This window comes from Pontibacter sp. HSC-14F20, assembly GCF_019599265.1.
Classification (GTDB): domain Bacteria; phylum Bacteroidota; class Bacteroidia; order Cytophagales; family Hymenobacteraceae; genus Pontibacter.
In genome coordinates, this window is record NZ_JAHZTC010000007.1 from 119,113 (window position 1) to 135,220 (window position 16,108).

16 protein-coding genes are annotated in these 16,108 nt (G+C 51.6%); 7 read left to right on the forward strand and 9 right to left on the reverse strand.

All coding sequences use genetic code 11. The features are described from left to right. Window positions 1–132: 132 nt before the first annotated feature. From K3G39_RS08775 to K3G39_RS08785, 3 genes are all read right to left on the reverse strand, one after another. Window positions 133–948 carry a DUF4249 domain-containing protein gene (locus tag K3G39_RS08775; RefSeq protein ID WP_220625812.1) on the reverse strand — a complete coding sequence of 272 codons (816 nt, stop codon included), beginning with the start codon at window positions 946–948 and terminating at the stop codon, window positions 133–135. Further along, on the reverse strand, window positions 948–3,263 hold the full coding sequence (locus tag K3G39_RS08780; RefSeq protein ID WP_220625813.1) for a TonB-dependent receptor: 2,316 nt from the start codon (window positions 3,261–3,263) through the stop codon (window positions 948–950). The genes K3G39_RS08775 and K3G39_RS08780 overlap by 1 nt, the downstream gene beginning before the upstream one ends. Window positions 3,264–3,422: 159 nt before the next feature. Continuing rightward, window positions 3,423–5,294, reverse strand: coding sequence for a peptidase M61 (locus K3G39_RS08785; protein WP_220625814.1), 1,872 nt, complete (start codon window positions 5,292–5,294; stop codon window positions 3,423–3,425). A 143-nt stretch (window positions 5,295–5,437) separates the two neighbouring features. Here K3G39_RS08785 and K3G39_RS08790 point away from each other — a divergent pair, with 143 nt between their 5' ends. Beyond that, window positions 5,438–6,232, forward strand: a complete 795-nt coding sequence (locus K3G39_RS08790) for an IS5 family transposase (RefSeq protein ID WP_220625815.1) — start codon at window positions 5,438–5,440, stop codon at window positions 6,230–6,232. Here the strand turns inward: K3G39_RS08790 and K3G39_RS08795 are convergent. From K3G39_RS08795 to trxA, 3 genes are all read right to left on the reverse strand, one after another. Continuing rightward, window positions 6,215–6,646: a DoxX family protein gene (locus K3G39_RS08795; RefSeq protein ID WP_220625816.1), complete on the reverse strand. Its 432-nt coding sequence runs from the start codon at window positions 6,644–6,646 to the stop codon at window positions 6,215–6,217. The genes K3G39_RS08790 and K3G39_RS08795 overlap by 18 nt on opposite strands. Next, entirely contained in the window at window positions 6,618–6,878 is a 261-nt protein-coding gene (locus K3G39_RS08800; protein ID WP_220625817.1) for a hypothetical protein, read from the reverse strand. Before K3G39_RS08800 ends, K3G39_RS08795 begins: the two co-directional genes overlap by 29 nt. Before the next feature lie 165 nt (window positions 6,879–7,043). Continuing rightward, a complete protein-coding gene (gene trxA, locus K3G39_RS08805) occupies window positions 7,044–7,352 on the reverse strand; it encodes a thioredoxin (RefSeq protein WP_220625818.1) in 309 nt (102 codons plus the stop codon). Between the two features lie 242 nt (window positions 7,353–7,594). Between trxA and K3G39_RS08810 the strand changes: the two genes are divergently transcribed. Then, window positions 7,595–8,830 carry an alpha/beta fold hydrolase gene (locus tag K3G39_RS08810; protein WP_220625819.1) on the forward strand — a complete coding sequence of 412 codons (1,236 nt, stop codon included), beginning with the start codon at window positions 7,595–7,597 and terminating at the stop codon, window positions 8,828–8,830. Window positions 8,831–9,319: 489 nt separating this feature from the next. On the opposite strand, the gene K3G39_RS08815 is transcribed toward K3G39_RS08810, so the two are convergent. Next, a complete protein-coding gene (locus K3G39_RS08815; protein WP_220625820.1) occupies window positions 9,320–10,117 on the reverse strand; it encodes a bifunctional 2-polyprenyl-6-hydroxyphenol methylase/3-demethylubiquinol 3-O-methyltransferase UbiG in 798 nt (265 codons plus the stop codon). Between the two features lie 112 nt (window positions 10,118–10,229). Here K3G39_RS08815 and K3G39_RS08820 point away from each other — a divergent pair, with 112 nt between their 5' ends. From K3G39_RS08820 to K3G39_RS08835, 4 genes are read left to right on the forward strand one after another with little or no spacing between them, the layout of a single operon-like run. Next, on the forward strand, window positions 10,230–10,541 hold the full coding sequence (locus tag K3G39_RS08820; RefSeq protein ID WP_220625821.1) for a hypothetical protein: 312 nt from the start codon (window positions 10,230–10,232) through the stop codon (window positions 10,539–10,541). Then, on the forward strand, window positions 10,541–11,200 hold the full coding sequence (locus K3G39_RS08825; RefSeq protein ID WP_220625822.1) for a hypothetical protein: 660 nt from the start codon (window positions 10,541–10,543) through the stop codon (window positions 11,198–11,200). Before K3G39_RS08820 ends, K3G39_RS08825 begins: the two co-directional genes overlap by 1 nt. Further along, a complete protein-coding gene (locus K3G39_RS08830) occupies window positions 11,197–12,021 on the forward strand; it encodes a sensor histidine kinase (protein WP_220625823.1) in 825 nt (274 codons plus the stop codon). The genes K3G39_RS08825 and K3G39_RS08830 overlap by 4 nt, the downstream gene beginning before the upstream one ends. Before the next feature lie 10 nt (window positions 12,022–12,031). Continuing rightward, complete coding sequence (locus K3G39_RS08835; protein ID WP_220625824.1) at window positions 12,032–12,454, forward strand: response regulator transcription factor; 423 nt, start codon at window positions 12,032–12,034, stop codon at window positions 12,452–12,454. A 44-nt stretch (window positions 12,455–12,498) separates the two neighbouring features. Here K3G39_RS08835 and K3G39_RS08840 read toward each other — a convergent pair whose 3' ends face one another. Beyond that, complete coding sequence (locus K3G39_RS08840; RefSeq protein WP_220625825.1) at window positions 12,499–13,755, reverse strand: MFS transporter; 1,257 nt, start codon at window positions 13,753–13,755, stop codon at window positions 12,499–12,501. A 418-nt stretch (window positions 13,756–14,173) separates the two neighbouring features. Between K3G39_RS08840 and K3G39_RS08845 the strand changes: the two genes are divergently transcribed. Continuing rightward, window positions 14,174–14,464, forward strand: a complete 291-nt coding sequence (locus K3G39_RS08845; RefSeq protein ID WP_220625826.1) for an HNH endonuclease — start codon at window positions 14,174–14,176, stop codon at window positions 14,462–14,464. Window positions 14,465–14,495: 31 nt separating this feature from the next. Here the strand turns inward: K3G39_RS08845 and K3G39_RS08850 are convergent, their stop codons facing one another. Further along, window positions 14,496–15,983 carry a nicotinate phosphoribosyltransferase gene (locus K3G39_RS08850; RefSeq protein WP_220625911.1) on the reverse strand — a complete coding sequence of 496 codons (1,488 nt, stop codon included), beginning with the start codon at window positions 15,981–15,983 and terminating at the stop codon, window positions 14,496–14,498. Window positions 15,984–16,108: the final 125 nt, after the last annotated feature.

Below are 16,108 nucleotides of genomic sequence, written 5' to 3' on the forward strand. Positions count from 1 at the left end.
TTTTGAAATGTTTTAGTTTGCCAGGTATGAGTAGGCAAACTGCAGAGCGCAAATATATGATGTGATATAATCGCCCAGATCAGGCTGAAGTATAGCCGGTCAGGAGGTATAGGTTCTTCTGCCTGGCAAGTCTTACTTCTTTATCACCACTATTTTGCGGTTGTAAGAGAGGTTCGTGAAGATGCCGATGCCACCTTGCACCGAAGACACAATGCGCGAGGGCTGCGCAAAGGGATTGCCGTTTGCATTGCGCGCATCCGAAATAGAGCCTAGGAAATCGTAGTACTGCTGCTCTAAATGGAACAGCGAAACCACAAGTGTATCACCCTCCTCATAATCGTAGCCCGAACCGAAGGAAACGCGCTGGCCATTCGTGAGTCGGTCGTTAGATATGAAATCGCGCTGGGAGGAATTGGAGAGGCTGTCGCGGTGCACCATGTAGCGGTAGAAGTTCTGGGCATCCGGATCGTCCTGGTATGAGGTGAGCAGGTAAGCTTTATTTTTTTCATTGAACTTCCATTCCACCGCCTCAATCGGGACATTACCCATGATGGTCGTGGTACCGGTTACGTGCCGTCCTTTATTGTCTTTTACTTCGAGCGTCACGACATCACCGGGCTTCAGATTCAGTTTCTCGCTATTGCGGTGGGTATAATACTTGCCGGTTTCCTTGTTCTGGACCGGACTAAACGGCAGCTTGATCGTTCTGTCCTGGTGCGTAATGAAGACCTCTGCATCGGGTACGAGCGGCAGCTCCGGGTCGTTGAAATAACTCACGCTCTCCAGCACCACAGCACGCAGGGATTTGCCGGGCTCCAGGTAACATTCCACCACCAGCTGCGATTCGTGAGGCGGCAGTTTCACTTCTACTTCCTGCTCCAGGTCGCAGGAGGTCAGCAGCAAAAGCAGGGGCAACAGCAAGGTATAGATCGTGCGGCTGGTCTTCATCAGAACTTGAAATTATAAGTAACAGAAGGTATAACCGGGAAGAGTGACACCTGTTTAGCCCGGTAGCCGAGCGTTTCGTTGTCGTCTTCGTCCTTCACCTGTTCAAAATACACAAAGTAGGGGTTGCGACGATTGTAAGCATTATAGGCACTGAAAGTCAGGTCGGCCTCGCCGCGTCTTGGATTAAGTTTGAGCACCAGGCCCAGGTCCAGGCGGTGGAAAGCGGCCAGCCTGAAGCTGTTGCGGTCGCTGTACACAGGCACAACCGTGGCGCCTTTGCCCTGCACATCCTGAAAAGCGAAGCGGGCCACGGGCAGCGAATAAGCGTTGCCGGTACCATACACAAAAGCGCCTGTCAGGCTGATACGCTTGCTCAGCTCGTGCAGCACCACCACACTAACGTCGTGGCGCCGGTCGTGGCGGGTCGGGAAGCGGCGGCCCTCGTTGATGCCGTCGAACTGGCGATAGCTCCACGATAAGGTATAGCCTACCCAGCCCGTTGTGCGTCCCTTTATCTTTTCGAGGTATACCTCGTTGCCGTAACTTTCTCCTTTACCAAACAAAAACTCCGCTTCCAGGTCATCGTTCACAAAAAGGTTGGCTCCGTCGCGGAAATCAATCTGGCGGTGCATCCACTTGTAGTACAGTTCGTTCGTGAACATGTAGCGTCCCTCTCCAAAGAGGTAGCTTATACCTGCGGCCACCTGCTGCGAGCGTTGCGGTTTCACGTAGTCGTTGGAAGGGTACCAGATGTCGGTCGGCAGTGAGGCACCGGAGTTGGCAACCAAATGAATGTACTGCATCATACTGGCATAGCTGGCCTTCAGGGAAGTTTTCTCGTTCAGGCTATACCTGGCAGAAGCCCGTGGCTCGAATGCACTGTAGGTCTTGCCACCGCTGTTAAAAGCCGATAGCCGCACACCGTAGTTAAGCGAGAGCAGGCTGTTTACCTGAAAGTCGTCGGCGATGTACGCCGCAGCTTCCGTGGCCTTGTAATCGTTGCCTGCCCCGAAGCTCTGTCGGTCATCATCCGAGTCAAAGTTCAGGCGACCGATCGTGAAATCGTGCTTGGTCGCCATCGCACCGAATTGCAAGGTATGGCCTTTGTCCAGAATCAGGCTGAAGTCTGTTTTCAAGGCCAGGTCGCGGATGTCGGAGGTCAGGTTGAAGCTGAACACATCGATCTTGTTACTGACGTTGTACTGGTAACTGCTTCCCGACAGTGTGGTGTTTACCTGAAAGCGTGGGTTGAACTTATGCTGCCAGCGCAGGGAGCCCACTTTGTTGCCCCAGTCGAAACCAAACTGAAAATCTGCGTCATTAAACCCGAAAAAGTCGCGCCCGAAATAGCCGCTCAGAAACAGTTCGTCCTTCTCACCCAGCTTGTAATTTGCCTTGCCATTGAGGTCGTAGAAGTAGTAGTCAGGTATAGGATTGAAGTCCTCTTTGCCCTCCTGCAGGCGGTTGATCTGGCGCGTAAACACATCGACATAGGTGCGTCGGCCGGAAAGGATAAATGAGGACTTGTCTTTCACAATTGGACCGTCCACCGTCAGTCGCGATGCAATCAGGCCGATGCCTCCTGTTACGCCGAGGCGCTCCTTGTTGCCATCGCGCATCTTTACATCCAACACAGACGACAGCCTGCCGCCAAACTGTGCCGGGAAGCCCCCTTTGTAGAGTTCCACACTTTCCACGGCATCCGGGTTGAAAACAGAAAAGAAACCGAACAGATGAGAGGCATTGTAAACCACGGCATCATCGAGCAGCACCAGGTTTTGGTCAGGGCCGCCGCCGCGTACGTACAGGCCCGATGCGCCCTCGCCACCCGACTGTATCCCGGGCTTGAGCTGCAGCGTCTTGATCAGGTCGACCTCCCCGAAAAGGGCTGGCAACAGCTTGGCCTCCCGCGTGGTCAGCGTCTCGACGCTCATTTGGCTGGCATTGAGTTTCTGCTGCAGGGAATTGGCCTCAATCACGACTTCACGCAACTGGCTGTTGGCAGGCAACAGGGCAAAATTGATGGTCAGATTTTGATTGGAAACCTCAATGGTACGGGTAATGGCTTCGTAGCCGATGTAGGTAGCCTGCAAGGTATGGTTTCCCTCGGGCAGCTGCAAGGTATAGAAACCACGGGCATCCGTCACGGCACCGGTACCTAGCTCCGGAACCGATACCGTAGCCCCGATGAGTGCATCTTCGCTGCCGGTGCCCCGCACATAACCACTGATGGTAGAGGTGCTCTGAGCAAACACATCGGAGACAACAAGGTTGAGCAGGAAGAAAAAGTATACAGCAAAAGCTGGTAAGCGCATTTAACTAAATTTAAAACTGGGGCTTTGAAAATCAGGTACAAAGTTACACACAAATAACCTGACATGACTTGGTAAAATAATCATTATCAGATCAATTAGTGCAAATTTGCCTGATTGAAACAGCCGGCCTGTTAAATTGTTCTTTTGAGGTATGGTTTCTTAGGGGAGTGTATCGTTCAGCCAGGAGGCACGCAGGAGAAGCTGCTGCTCCGAAGGAGACGCTACAGGCTCGAGCAGGTGCAGCACTTCCCGTTTAACAGCAGTGACTTTACCGGCTAGTTTTTTGGGTTTCACAATGCCCTTGGCATCTTTGCGTCCTACAGTGATCTCAATTTTGCTGCCCGGCTTGGCTTGTTGCAGCTCTTCGCCTATGATGTCGCGGATGTTCATCGGGGTGACTTCTTTGCCATTAAAGGCCAGCAACTGATCGCCTTCTTTGAAACCCATCTGCTTCCCGAACTCATCCATGTCATCTGCCTCTGCTACTGTGATTTTGTCTGCTTCGCGGTCGTAGCCCGGCACAAAGCCCCCGTATGAGTTGACCATCTGCACCGAAACAGGCTCATACTTGACCCCCACTTTTTCGAACAGCTCTCCTAAAGGCAGGCGCTCGCTGCCCTCCACATACCTTGTAAAAAAGGTGCGTATCTCGGGGTAAGTGAGTTCGGCTATTTTATCGAAAAGCTCGTCATCTTTAAAGGGTTTGCCTTTGCCATAAGTTTTGGCCAGGTCCTGCATCAGGTCCACCAGCCCGTATTTTCCACCCGAGAGATCGCGCAACTGTATGTCCAGCGCCATCCCGATCAGGGCACCTTTCTGGTACACATTGCCATACTGGTTTTCGTACTCGTCCAGCACCTTGGCGCTCATCTCCGTGAAAGGCAGCGTATCGTTAAAGGCCATGGAGCTGAAAATATACTCCCGGATCTTGAGCATGAACTCGTCCACTGAGATCAGGTTTTCGTGCACCTGCACATGCGAGGCAAAGTATTCCGTCACGCCCTCATACAGCCAAAGGTGCTTCGACATGCGGGGGTTGATGAAGTCAAAATCGTGGATCTCTTCGGACTGAATGGAAAGCGGCGTGACGATATGAAAGAACTCATGTGCCGCTACATCGCGCATGGTGCTGTTGAAACGCTCTTCGGGCATTTCAGGCAAATAGTAAACCGAGGAGTTGGAATGCTCGAGCGCGCCATAAGAGCCCGATTTGCCCGGTCGCTCCGGCACATAGATCAGGAAAGCATACTTATCGACCGGCAAGGTGCCGCCGAGGTAGCTGCGCTGCGCTTCGAGTATGTCGCGGATGTTGTCTGCTATGGGCCTGGAAGTAACCCGGCCGGTAGGGGAGTAAACAGATACCAGCACGTCTGTTCCGCCCAGATTCAGCACCGTGGTATCAGGTTTATTATACATCAGCGGTGAGTCGGCCAGTTCTACGTAGCTAGGCACGGTATAGGTATCGGCAGTAGCCGTGCTGGAAGTGGCCTGCAGCGCCGTGGAGCCATAAAAGCCCTCGGGTTTGGTAACGGTTAATTCGTAAGGTACCTGCTTGAGTCCATCGAAATATCCCACGAACCCGAACGCGTTGAGCAGGAAATTCTGACCTTCTTCGATGTTGGTGCCGCCCGGTTCAAATACCACATCCTGCCGACGAGCAGCATCAAACGTGTCGTCTACCCAATACGTAATCTTATCCAAGTTCTGGGCCTCTGAGATGCGCCAGCGGTTAGTGTCGATACGCTCTACGGGAAGTGGCTTGCCCTGCTTGTCCAGCGCCTGAAACTCTGAAACAAATTTGCCAAAATCAGACACGGAGTAAGTGCCGGGCACGATTTTGGGCATGTTGTAAATGGCCTCTGCCTGCTTAATAGCCGGCGGGCGCAGGCTTACCGGCACCTTGTCGCCTTTCACTTGGGTAAGGTCGATGGTAACGGCATAGCGGGGTTCTTGACTCGACTGCGTGGCAACAGAAGAACAGCTGAAATGCAGGCTGAGCAGCAGCAGCAGGATTGTTTTGGTTAATTTCATGTTTGCGGACGTGAGTTAACAACTAGTTAACGGGCACGGGCTGCTTTTGGGTTTGTACTTGCCTTTTCTCTAAGAGGCTGTTTTGATTTGAATGAATAAAAAAGCAGGTGCCGGTTGTTTGAGTAAGAAAAGTTAGCAGACTTATGACTTACCCAAGTAGTTTAACCGACACCCAATGGCTTTTAATAGCGGAGATATTCGAGGAGCAGATGCTGCAGCGCAAGCGCCAGTGGCCGCTTCGCAGCATTCTGGACGCTATATTCTACGTGGTCAAGGGGGGCGTTCAGTGGCGCATGATGCCGCTAGACCTGCCCTGCTGGCAGACGGCCTACTACTATTACCGTAAATGGCGGCGGGATGGTTGCTGGGAAATGCTCCACGATTGTCTCTCAAAGCAGGTCAGGGGCCGCCATGGCAAGGCGGCCTCCCCGAGCGTGGGCATCCTCGACTCGCAGAGCGTGAAGACCGTGCAGCAGGGCGGCGAGCGGGGCTATGACGCGGCCAAGCGGGTGAAGGGGCGCAAGCGGCATCTGATGGTTGACACGCTGGGCCTGTTGATCGTGCTCATCGTCCACCGGGCAGACGTTGCCGAGCGGCTGGGAGCCCAGTGGCTGCTGCGCAGGGCGGCAGCTAAGATGGCGGATTTCGGCCGTCTGAGGCTGTTCTTCGCTGACCAGGGCTACGGCGGGCTTGCCATGTGGGAGTGGGTGAAAAACACGTTCCGCCACCTGAACTGGAGGCTGGAGATTGTGAAGAAGATCCACAAGAAAGCCTTTGAAGCTTTACCGAAGCGATGGATAGTGGAACGGACCTTCGGCTGGCTCAACCTTTACCGCAGGCTGTCCAAGGACTATGAGTACTCCACCAAATCGTCTGAGACGATGATAAAAGTGGCCATGATTCACATCATGCTTAACAAACTAAATAAAGGAAATTAAAACAGCCTCTAAGAAAGAATCGACAGAAAGGGGACCAGCACCGTTGAACAGGTAAAAGAATCCTGCGAAAATAAGCTCGGCGGCCGGATAGTATTGCGGAAACGTCTGCCCGATGTGCACAATCCCCATAGCAGCGGTGAAGTTGATGATGAGCAGCAGACCGGCTATTCGTACGCCCCAACCCAGCAGGAGCATCAGTCCGATCAGAAACTGGGTATAGACGGAGAGATGGGCAGCCAACAGCGGGTAGGGAACTCCATGCGCCTGCAGAAAATCCCGGAACTCGAGCATTCGCTGCCAGCTAAACACATTATCCTGCACACCATAAATCAGGAAAATGCCCATGGCAAAACGCAGGAACACCACGCCATAGGCCTGGTGGCGCTTAAAGAACGTAAACGGGTTCCTCGTCATAGGATGTGCCGCTGCAGTGCAGGTCCTGCATTTTGCTCGTATCTGTGATCAGGTATAAGCGCTCTTCTTCAGCTTTTCCGTCGGTGCTGCAGGCTTTTTCCTGGTCTGCTTCCTGACATATTTGTACGCCGGTCAGTATCTGCACCATATCGGAGAGGGCAGGGCGGAAGTCGGCGAAACTGAGGGCGCCGGATATAAGCGAAGCGAAGAAGGCGGCGATAGCACTTTTCATTTTTCTCGTTCTGTGGGCTTGTCTATCCTATAGATGCAGGCCAGGTCCAAAAGGCTGCTTTGGTGCTCAAATTTTTTTTTGAATGTGCCGGAGCGGCCAGCGCTATCTCTTTGAGATAGTAATATTTATCCATCGTGTTTACGGAAGACATGCTCCTATACCTGATCAGCTCGTGTGTTGCTGTATGATCTGGTTGAGCTGATGACCCGGTACGGCACCCGCCTGTTTCCAGACCACCTGTCCGTTTTTGAAAAGCATGAAAGTAGGTACACCCTGCACACGATACTGTTGAGCGGCGGCCTGGTTCTTATCTACGTTTATTTTGATGACTTTCAACTTTCCCGAAAAGTCTTTGGCCAGTTGTTCCACTACGGGGTTCATCGTTTTGCAAGGGCCGCACCAGTCGGCATAAAAGTCCACAAGCACCGGCATGCCCGGGCTTTTTATCAGTTCAGCGAATGATTTTTTTGCCATAGCTCTATTGTTTAACCTGTTTTACGAAGTGCAAAGCTAAAAGATAAACTGCTTGTAATGAGTAGAACCACGCGTAAACTTCTCCTTGCTGCATACCTGATTGACCGGTGGTTCGGTCTGCCATGCACAAGTTAACCCATCGCCGGGGTGCAGCTTGCAACGAGGCTATACCTTTGGCGGCCAAACGGGAACTATAGCAGGCGCGGGTTGATTATTGTACTGATAATATTCTCCCGAGAAACATGATGAAATCAACATATAAGCTGAAACACTGGATCAGCACCCTGGCAATTGCCGCCCTGTTTGTATCTGTCACACTACCACTCAGCTCCTGCAGCAAAAGCGATGCGGCTATACCTGAAAACGTAGCAGAGCGTGAACTGCTGGTGTCGGCCGAGAAGGTGGGTACTTTGCCTGCCGCTACGCTTAAGCAACTGGCCAGCGCCTATGCCGGTCGCTTTCAGAGCCAGATCAAGTATGATGTGGCGATCTACAAAGTGAGTTACCGCACCACCTTTCAGGGTCGTGAAACCGAAGCATCTGCTTTGGTAGCTTTGCCAATGAATCTGACTGGGCCGTCTCCAGTGCTGAGCGTGCAGCATGGTACGATTTTCAGGCACGAGGAAGCACCCTCTGCCATGAGCGGCGGCCTGACGGGGTTTGAGATTTTTGCATCCGGTGGCTATATCACGCTCATTCCTGATTACCTCGGTTTCGGGGCGTCCAAACAGCTTTTGCACCCTTACTATCACCAGCAGTCATCAGGTATAGCTGTGGTCGACTTGATCAAGGCGGCCAGGTCACTGTACGCCCGGGAAGGTATAGCCGACAACGGACAGTTGTTTCTGGCCGGCTACTCCGAAGGTGGTTACGTAACACTGGCTGCACAAAAAGAGATCGAAACCAATCCGCAGCATGGCCTCTATATCACCGCCGTCGGTGCAGGAGCCGGTGGCTATGACCTGACTAAAATGCTGGCCGATGTGGTGGCAGAAAGGCCCTATACCTATCCGGCCTACCTGGCTTATGTGCTGATGAGTTACAACAAAACCTACGAGTGGAACCGTCCGCTCACCGATTTTTTCCAGGAGCCTTATGCTACCCGGCTGGCAACGCTCTTTAACGGGCAGCACAACGGCAGCGCCATCAACCAGCAGCTTACTACCCAGCCAAAGCAGTTGTTTTCTCCCGCTTTCCTGGAAGGGCTCCGTGGCAATGGCGAACAGGCACTCAAAAAAGCCCTGCAGGACAATAGTTTCAACAACTGGGTACCGCAAAGCCCGACGCGCCTCTACCACGGCACCGCCGACGTGATTGTGCCGTATGCCAACTCAGAGCAGACGTACGAGCGCATGAAAGCAGCCGGTGCTCCGAATCTGGAGCTTATACCTGTAAAAAACGGTCACCACGGCAGTAGCCTGATTCCGATGCTCACAGACCTGATTCCCTGGATGCAGTCGTTTGAAACGAATCCGTAAAGGTGGATTCAGTGACATTGAGATCGCTGCTGTTGCAGGTATAGCGGGTTTTGTTGTTTTATAGCTTGCCCTGGCCGGGCGGGCCTCACTTTTTTTATTGAGAAAAAAATAGAGGGCCCCTACCCCCAGTAAGCAAAAAAGTCAAGACCCTCCAAATCGAGGGCCCCCTACCCCCACTCGCTGAACGCTCTTGTCAGGGGGACCCTTCACCCCAACAGTGGAGAGTCGTAAAGTGCACCTGGCAAAGCGATCTGTTTCATTGCTGAAGTGCAAGTTAGTCTTGCTATACCTGCCAGTGATATGTGTTACGAAGGTATTCCTAACAACTGGCAGTTATAGAGATTCCTTCTTGGGAGGGGCAGGTGATATCGAAACACCTAAAAATTGCAATGAAGTCTATACCTGTCAAAAGGCAAGGGCAAGAAAGTCCCCCTTTGACGAAGGGTTCCTCAACAAAGAAGGGGGTAGGGAATCTAATCATTCAAGTCGCTATACCTTCGTGCATTTCAAGGTATACATCATCGGGATCAGGTTTTGCAGGTGCTTGATGCGCCAGTAGCCGTCGGGACCCTGCACGGTGTGGCTGAAGCAGTTGTAGGGGGAGTAGGGGAATTCATGGAAGAGCTCCAGTTTCAGTCCCTGGTTTAGCAGTGCCGTGATCACTTCGCTCAGGCTGTGATTCCAGGAATACTCCGTATACCTGATCGGAGAATCCGGGTCGGCGTAAGTGCCGGTCTGCTCTTCAGTAATCGGCTCGGGAGTTTTGTGGTAGGGGTACTGCACTTGCGTGAAGTCATTGTCAAACATCCATACCACCGGGTGGAACTCGGCCAAATAAAAAGTGCCGCCCGGCTTCAGGAAATGCGCGATCACCTCAGCCCAGCGGCTCAGGTCGGGTAGCCAGCCTATAACACCATAGGATGTGAACACAATATCGAATTGCCCCTGCAGGTTTTCTTTCAGATCATACACATTAGAACACACGAAGCGGGCATTCAGTCCGAGCTCCCGGTTCAGTTTCTCTGCTTCTTTAATCGCCTCATCCGACAGGTCTATACCTGTAACTTCGGCGCCCAGTCGTGCCCAAGAGAGCGTGTCTTGCCCGAAGTGGCACTGCAGATGCAGCAGACTCTTGCCGTCGACTGGTCCCATTTCTTCCAGTTCTATGGCATTGAGACTGGACTTTCCCGCCTTGAAACCTGCTACATCATAAAAAGCCGAATCCTTGTGCACCGCTGTGCGCAGATTCCAGGCTTTTCTGTTCGCTTCGAAAAATTCCTTTTCCATGCCCTGTTTTTGAGAAGTATAAGATTATTAAAAGATAAAAATACTATAAAACGATTAATCTAAAATTTTATATATTTACATTTAATCTTACCTACGAACAAATTAAAATAACATGAAAATCACAGGAAAAGAAGGTGGACCAATCGACCTTGATCAGGCAAAAAAATGGACAGCCAATTACAGAGCAAGCGGCACAGGAAAAACCTATGCCCATCTGTTTGGAGCGGAAACTGTAAAGTCACTACTCGAACAGGAAGGCTGTGCGGCAATGCGAATCTATTACGCCCTGGACGATAACGGAACACAGCAGTTGCTGTTAGTGGGTACAGATGCCGAAGGAAATGACATGACCAAAGGCCTTATTTTGGACTTTGCCAGTGCATGTCCACCGGACTGCTCAGTTAATAGCGAATTAATTGGCTAATGGAGTACTTCATAGGACATATTTATCCTTGGTTGAAATGGGTCGCTGTATTGAGCCCTCTGCTGCCTTTTGGAATAGGTCTATGGTTAATCCGAAAACAGAAGAGCCCAAAATTCATGCTGCTGTTTCTGTTCATAATCTTAGGGGTTTTGACAGAAGCAGTATCCATGATCACAATTATATCTGGCACCAGAAATAATCTTTGGCTGGCTCATCTGTATACCTTGTTCGGGTTCAGTGTATTGGCAGGTATATTTTATTACAGCTTTGACAAACTCCTGCTCAAAAGGGCCATTATTGTCGGGATGGTAGGGCTTTGTGTCTTGATTTATTACGATGCCTTTCTCACGGACGGGTTCACGAAAATGAACTCAGTGTCAAGGATAGCGGCGAATGCAATGCTGATATTAATGGCTATTGCTTACTTTTATAAGGTTGCAAACAACGCTAAAATCATTTACCTGGACCGTGATCCCATGTTTTTGCTGAGTTGTGCGATCCTGATCTATTATGCCGGAACAAGTATGTCCTATGCAATTTTTAACGAGGCGCTGGCTATTTCATATGATGCAGCGCGCATCTGTTTAGCTATCATCATGGTACTGAATGTACTATTTTACATAAGCCATGCATTCATCTTAAAAAGAATGGCCACATGATGGAAACATTGACTCCGCTGCTGATTATTACACCAATACTGCTGGTACTGGCAATTGGCCTTATCCTGTTCGTGTTTGCTTACCAGCGGCGCATGCTGCAGCACCAGGAACACCTGCGAGAGCTGCAGGAGTTGCGCCAGCGGCAGATGCTGGAGGCTGCCCTGAACGCGCAGGAAGAAGAGCGCCGGCGCGTGGCCCGCGACCTGCACGACGAAGTGGGCGGCATGCTGGCCCTGATCCGGCTCAATATCGGCCAGGTAGAGCGCAAGTGCGCTGAAAACGAAGGTGCGGCCGAAACAGCCCATCGCTCCAAAGAACTACTCGACGAGGCCATACAGAGCGTGCGTCGCATCTCTCACGACCTGCTGCCCGTGGTGCTCGACAAAATGGGACTCGTGCAGGCGATCAACAGTCTGGCCCATTCTGTTCCGGCCGATAGTGGGCTGGAAGTGAATTTTACCCACAACCTCGAAAAATTCCGGCTCGAAGCACGGCAGGAATTACTGTTATTTCGCATATTGCAGGAGCTTGTGAACAACACACTAAAGTATGCCGAGGCTAGTCTGATTACAATTAATCTGCACCTGGAAGATGACAAGCTGACCCTGCGCTATACCGACAATGGCAAGGGATTTAATTACGACGCCACACTGGATGCGGGAAGCAGCGGACTGGGTCTGAAAAATATGCAAAGCCGTGTAGACCTGCTAAACGGAGCTATTAACTTCTTTTCAAAACTTGGTGTGGGCATCAAAGCTGAAATAGTTGTCCCTGTTGCGTTTTTTCTCGTTATTATTTATAACTTTGGTTTGATTAACTAGGGTTTGCTATATGGAGCTGCAGCCACTTACACTTGCCATCGCTGATGATCATACCCTTTTCAGGAAGGGAGTAATCGAGATTCTGAAAAATTTCGATGAAATTACTGTGTTAAGTGATGCGGCGAATGGTGCTGAACTGCTTGAAAAAATTGAGGGCAACCTGCCTGATATCATCATGCTGGACCTCGAAATGCCTGATATGGACGGCATTGCCGTGGCCCGTTACGTGCTCAGCAAGTACTCCAAAGTGAAAATACTGGTGGTGTCTATGTACGGAGAAGAAGAGCTGGTGAGGAAGCTACTTGAAGAAGGCGTGCACGGTTATCTGCTCAAGAGTGCCGACCCTGAAGAGCTGCGTGAAGTCCTGCAGTTGCTCCGGAACGGCAAAACCCATTACCCGGTTTTCTCCCAGAACTATTTCACAATGCGATAAAAAATAAAAAAGGCTGCTCTCAGGAGCGGCCTTTTTTATACCTGTCAGCCAACAGTTCTGATACGGCTCACAACCCACACGGCTACCAGCGTTGCGACACTTGCCATGATGCCCACCCAATTGAAGTGAGCCAGCGAGCCATCGGCTGCTTCCTGTACAATAAGTCCGCTCACGAAGGCGGCTATACCTGCTCCCAACTGTTGCACCGACGAATTGATGCTCATAAAACTGCCGCGTAGCTCCGGCTCCACGCTGGAAGTAACCAGTGACATAGCCGGCACAAAGCGGGCTCCAAAAAAGATAAAAAAGAATGTAGAAACGGTAAGCGCCAGTACCATGCCTACTGGCGGCAGGTTGGTAATGACCACAATCGGGATGATGGAGAGAATAGCGGCCCACCGGAAGATGAACTGCTTGCCATACTTGTCGGCCAGACGCCCCGCCCATTGCGAAGTGAAAACGGTAGCCAGACCGCCGAACAGGTAGATGTAACTGAGGTCGCGTTCTGTAAAGCCCACGTTGGCTACCATGTAAGGACTGATGAACGGTACAACCAGAAAGCCTGCCATGGTGAGGGTAACCGTTAGCGCCATGGCCCACTGCAGGTTAGGCAGTACTACCATGGCCCGGAGCGCGCGAAACGGATTGCCGGGTCTGGCATTGGTCAGGTGGCCGCGCATGGCAGGCAGAAAGCGCACTGCCACCAGCAGGATAATCATGCTGAGGCCCACCAGCAGGTAAAAAGGGGCGTGCCAACTCATCTCACTGGCCAGGTATAGCCCGATAGGTATGCCGGCAATAGAGGCCACTGAAAAGGCCGCCATCACGCGACCGGTAGCCGCACCACGGCGTTGCTCAGGTATAGCATCGCCGATAATAGCCAGCACCAGCGCACCCAGCACTCCCCCAAATCCACCGGCCACTACTCTGGCCAGTAGCAGCAGTCCATAGTTGGGTGCGATGGCACAGCCCAGCGTGCCCACAATAAAACCGATGTACAGGGCCAGCAAAGCGTGTTTACGGTCGAAGCGGTCGATGAAAAGAGCGCTCACAAATCCGGCAATAGCTGCACTAAAGGTATAAGCTGATACCAGCAGACCAAATTCACGTGGCGAGATGCTGAACACCCGCATCAGCTGTGGCCCCAGCGGCATCATAATCACAAAGTCCATCATGTGCGTGAACTGGATAGCTGCCAGCAAAAAGATCAAAAGGCCCTCCCGGATTTGATCTTTCGGCACCAGGGACTCCTGTACGGTAGTAGTTATCGGAGCAGGATGATTATCCTGAAATCTATTCATAGTTTAAACATTGAAATCAAAACAGGGCGCCAATGTACAAATAATTTGCGTTGGCTGGCAGTATTTTTTTGTTGCTTACAATCTACCGCATCAGGGTAATTGCTGCCCGCCGAACCAAACAACCTTGTCTATACGCGATTCAATTAACGAGCGCTATACCTGTGCAGCAAATACATCATTTTATCTTTTTACCTACCAACAGGTATAGCTGACAGGAACCAAGATTTTTAACATTTGGAGGGCTGTAAATGTTAGGAAAGGGAAGGTGTATTATACGTTGGAAGGCTGAGTATAGCGTCTGATGTTCTCTTGAATTGGCCGGCTAAAAGTCAATTATGGGAGGTGCGGAGCGATAAGTGCTACCAAAACTGTACTGAACAGATTGTAACTGGAAGATGATTCGCGAAGTAAAAACTGTATGGCAAAAAGGGAGGAACAGTTGATCTGCGAACTATGTGGCCGGGAAGTGCAGTACCTCACACGGCACCACCTCATTCCGCGTGAAGAGGGCGGCCGCTACGGCGCTACAGCCGAGTTGTGCCAACCTTGCCACAGCACCCTTCACCTGACGTTCAGCAACCGCGAACTGGCTTCTTTGTACAACTCTATACCTGCCCTTCAGCAGGCCGAGGATATGCAGAAGTACCTTAAGTGGGTGCGTGGCAAACGCATCGAACGCATCTCCAACAGGCGGGGCCGCAAACGCTAAACCCAGGTACAGCATCGGCTAGTTTTACTTGTCAGGCTTTCAGGGCGGCTTCTCCTTTTTCGCGGATAGCCAGCACCAGGTCGGTTTTGAACTGATGGAAGCCTGCCTCCAGGCCAGCCGGGTAACTGTGCGGGTTCAGCAGGCGGCGGATACTTTCGTGCAGCTTGCCGATCTCTTCTTTGCGGTGTTGGCGGATGGCTTTCAGGTCGGGGAGCTCCTGTACGAGTTTGCCTTTTGCCAGCACAGGTATAAGCATGTCTTTGTAAGGTGTACCCTTCGGGATAGACTTTCGGCGTGTGTTGTCGAGCGGACTCACGATAAGCACTTTCTCTGGAAGCGGTTCTGCTTCGTTGTAAATCATGTCTGCGACAAAGCCCTGCTCATCGTAAAAGCGGCGCACCTGCTGTATACCAGGGTTGGAGGTTTTTTCGAGTTGCTCCGATAGTTTCAGCGTATAGTTCCACTCCCCGTTTTCCTGCTTCAGAGCTGCCAGTTTGTATACCCCGCCCAGCGCCGGCTGGTCATACGCCGTTACTAGCTGCGTACCAATTCCCCAGACATTAATTTTGGCGCCTTGCTGTTTCAGGTTGCCTACAATGTTTTCGTCCAGGTCGTTGCTGGCCACAATGCTGGTATCAGTCATACCTGCTTCGTCGAGTAATTTTCGGGCTTCGATGCTAAGGTAAGTCAGGTCGCCGGAGTCCAGCCGGATGCCGTTAAGTTTAAAGCCGGTAGGCTCCAGCTTTTTGGCCACCTCAATCGCCTGGCGCACGCCTTCCAGTGTATTATAAGTATCCACCAGAAAAACAGAGTCGTGCGGGAAGGCTTCGCCGTAGGCTTCAAAGGCCTGGTGTTCACTTTCAAAAGCCTGCACCCAGCTGTGGGCATGGGTGCCGCTGACCGGTATATCGAACAGTTTGCCAGCCAGTAAATTGGAAGTAGCATCGATGCCTCCCACATAGGCGGCTCTGGCGGCAGCCAGCGATCCGTCTATACCCTGGGCACGGCGCATGCCAAACTCACTCACCAGGTCATCTTTGGCCGCCTCTTTGATGCGGGCCGCTTTGGTCGCGATGAGCGTCTGAAAGTTTACGATCGTAAGCAGGGGTGTTTCCACGAGTTGCGCCTGCAGCAAAGGACCCCGCACCCGGATCAGTGGCTCACTCGGGAAAACAACACTCCCCTCAGGTATAGCATCCACATCGCAGGTAAAACGCAGGTCGCGCAGGTAGTCCACAAAAGCCTGCTCAAATAAGGGCTGGTTTTGCTTGCCGCGCAGGCTGCCCAGGTACGCCAGGTCCTCTTCCGTGAACTGCAACTGCTGCAAATATTCCACAGCAGGGGCCAGGCCTGCAGCTACTGTATAGCCTCCTTTAAAAGGCGGCTTCCGGAAATACAGATGAAAAACAGCCTCACGCTCTGCTATACCTTCTTTCCAGTAGCCGTAGGCCATTGTGAGTTGGTAAAGGTCGGTCAGGAGGGAAAGGGAACTGCGGTATAGCTGCTGGAGGCTTGTCATGATGATGCGAATGGATAGTTTTGTAACTGAAACGAATGCCAGACTAATTGGATGTTCCGGACGCCTGAAGCATTTGCCTTGTTGTAATGAACGCTCGAATTTAAGGGAAGACATCAGATTTAGCT

Excerpts from the sequence above, each read along its gene's own strand:
- K3G39_RS08775 (WP_220625812.1), bottom strand. The coding sequence starts at position 948 with ATGAAGACCAGCCGCACGATCTATACCTTGCTGTTGCCCCTGCTTTTG.
- K3G39_RS08780 (WP_220625813.1), bottom strand. The coding sequence starts at position 3,263 with ATGCGCTTACCAGCTTTTGCTGTATACTTTTTCTTCCTGCTCAACCTT.
- K3G39_RS08785 (WP_220625814.1), bottom strand. The coding sequence starts at position 5,294 with ATGAAATTAACCAAAACAATCCTGCTGCTGCTGCTCAGCCTGCATTTC.
- K3G39_RS08790 (WP_220625815.1), top strand. The coding sequence starts at position 5,438 with ATGACTTACCCAAGTAGTTTAACCGACACCCAATGGCTTTTAATAGCG.
- K3G39_RS08795 (WP_220625816.1), bottom strand. The coding sequence starts at position 6,646 with ATGACGAGGAACCCGTTTACGTTCTTTAAGCGCCACCAGGCCTATGGC.
- K3G39_RS08800 (WP_220625817.1), bottom strand. The coding sequence starts at position 6,878 with ATGAAAAGTGCTATCGCCGCCTTCTTCGCTTCGCTTATATCCGGCGCC.
- trxA (WP_220625818.1), bottom strand. The coding sequence starts at position 7,352 with ATGGCAAAAAAATCATTCGCTGAACTGATAAAAAGCCCGGGCATGCCG.
- K3G39_RS08810 (WP_220625819.1), top strand. The coding sequence starts at position 7,595 with ATGATGAAATCAACATATAAGCTGAAACACTGGATCAGCACCCTGGCA.
- K3G39_RS08815 (WP_220625820.1), bottom strand. The coding sequence starts at position 10,117 with ATGGAAAAGGAATTTTTCGAAGCGAACAGAAAAGCCTGGAATCTGCGC.
- K3G39_RS08820 (WP_220625821.1), top strand. The coding sequence starts at position 10,230 with ATGAAAATCACAGGAAAAGAAGGTGGACCAATCGACCTTGATCAGGCA.
- K3G39_RS08825 (WP_220625822.1), top strand. The coding sequence starts at position 10,541 with ATGGAGTACTTCATAGGACATATTTATCCTTGGTTGAAATGGGTCGCT.
- K3G39_RS08830 (WP_220625823.1), top strand. The coding sequence starts at position 11,197 with ATGATGGAAACATTGACTCCGCTGCTGATTATTACACCAATACTGCTG.
- K3G39_RS08835 (WP_220625824.1), top strand. The coding sequence starts at position 12,032 with ATGGAGCTGCAGCCACTTACACTTGCCATCGCTGATGATCATACCCTT.
- K3G39_RS08840 (WP_220625825.1), bottom strand. The coding sequence starts at position 13,755 with ATGAATAGATTTCAGGATAATCATCCTGCTCCGATAACTACTACCGTA.
- K3G39_RS08845 (WP_220625826.1), top strand. The coding sequence starts at position 14,174 with ATGGCAAAAAGGGAGGAACAGTTGATCTGCGAACTATGTGGCCGGGAA.
- K3G39_RS08850 (WP_220625911.1), bottom strand. The coding sequence starts at position 15,983 with ATGACAAGCCTCCAGCAGCTATACCGCAGTTCCCTTTCCCTCCTGACC.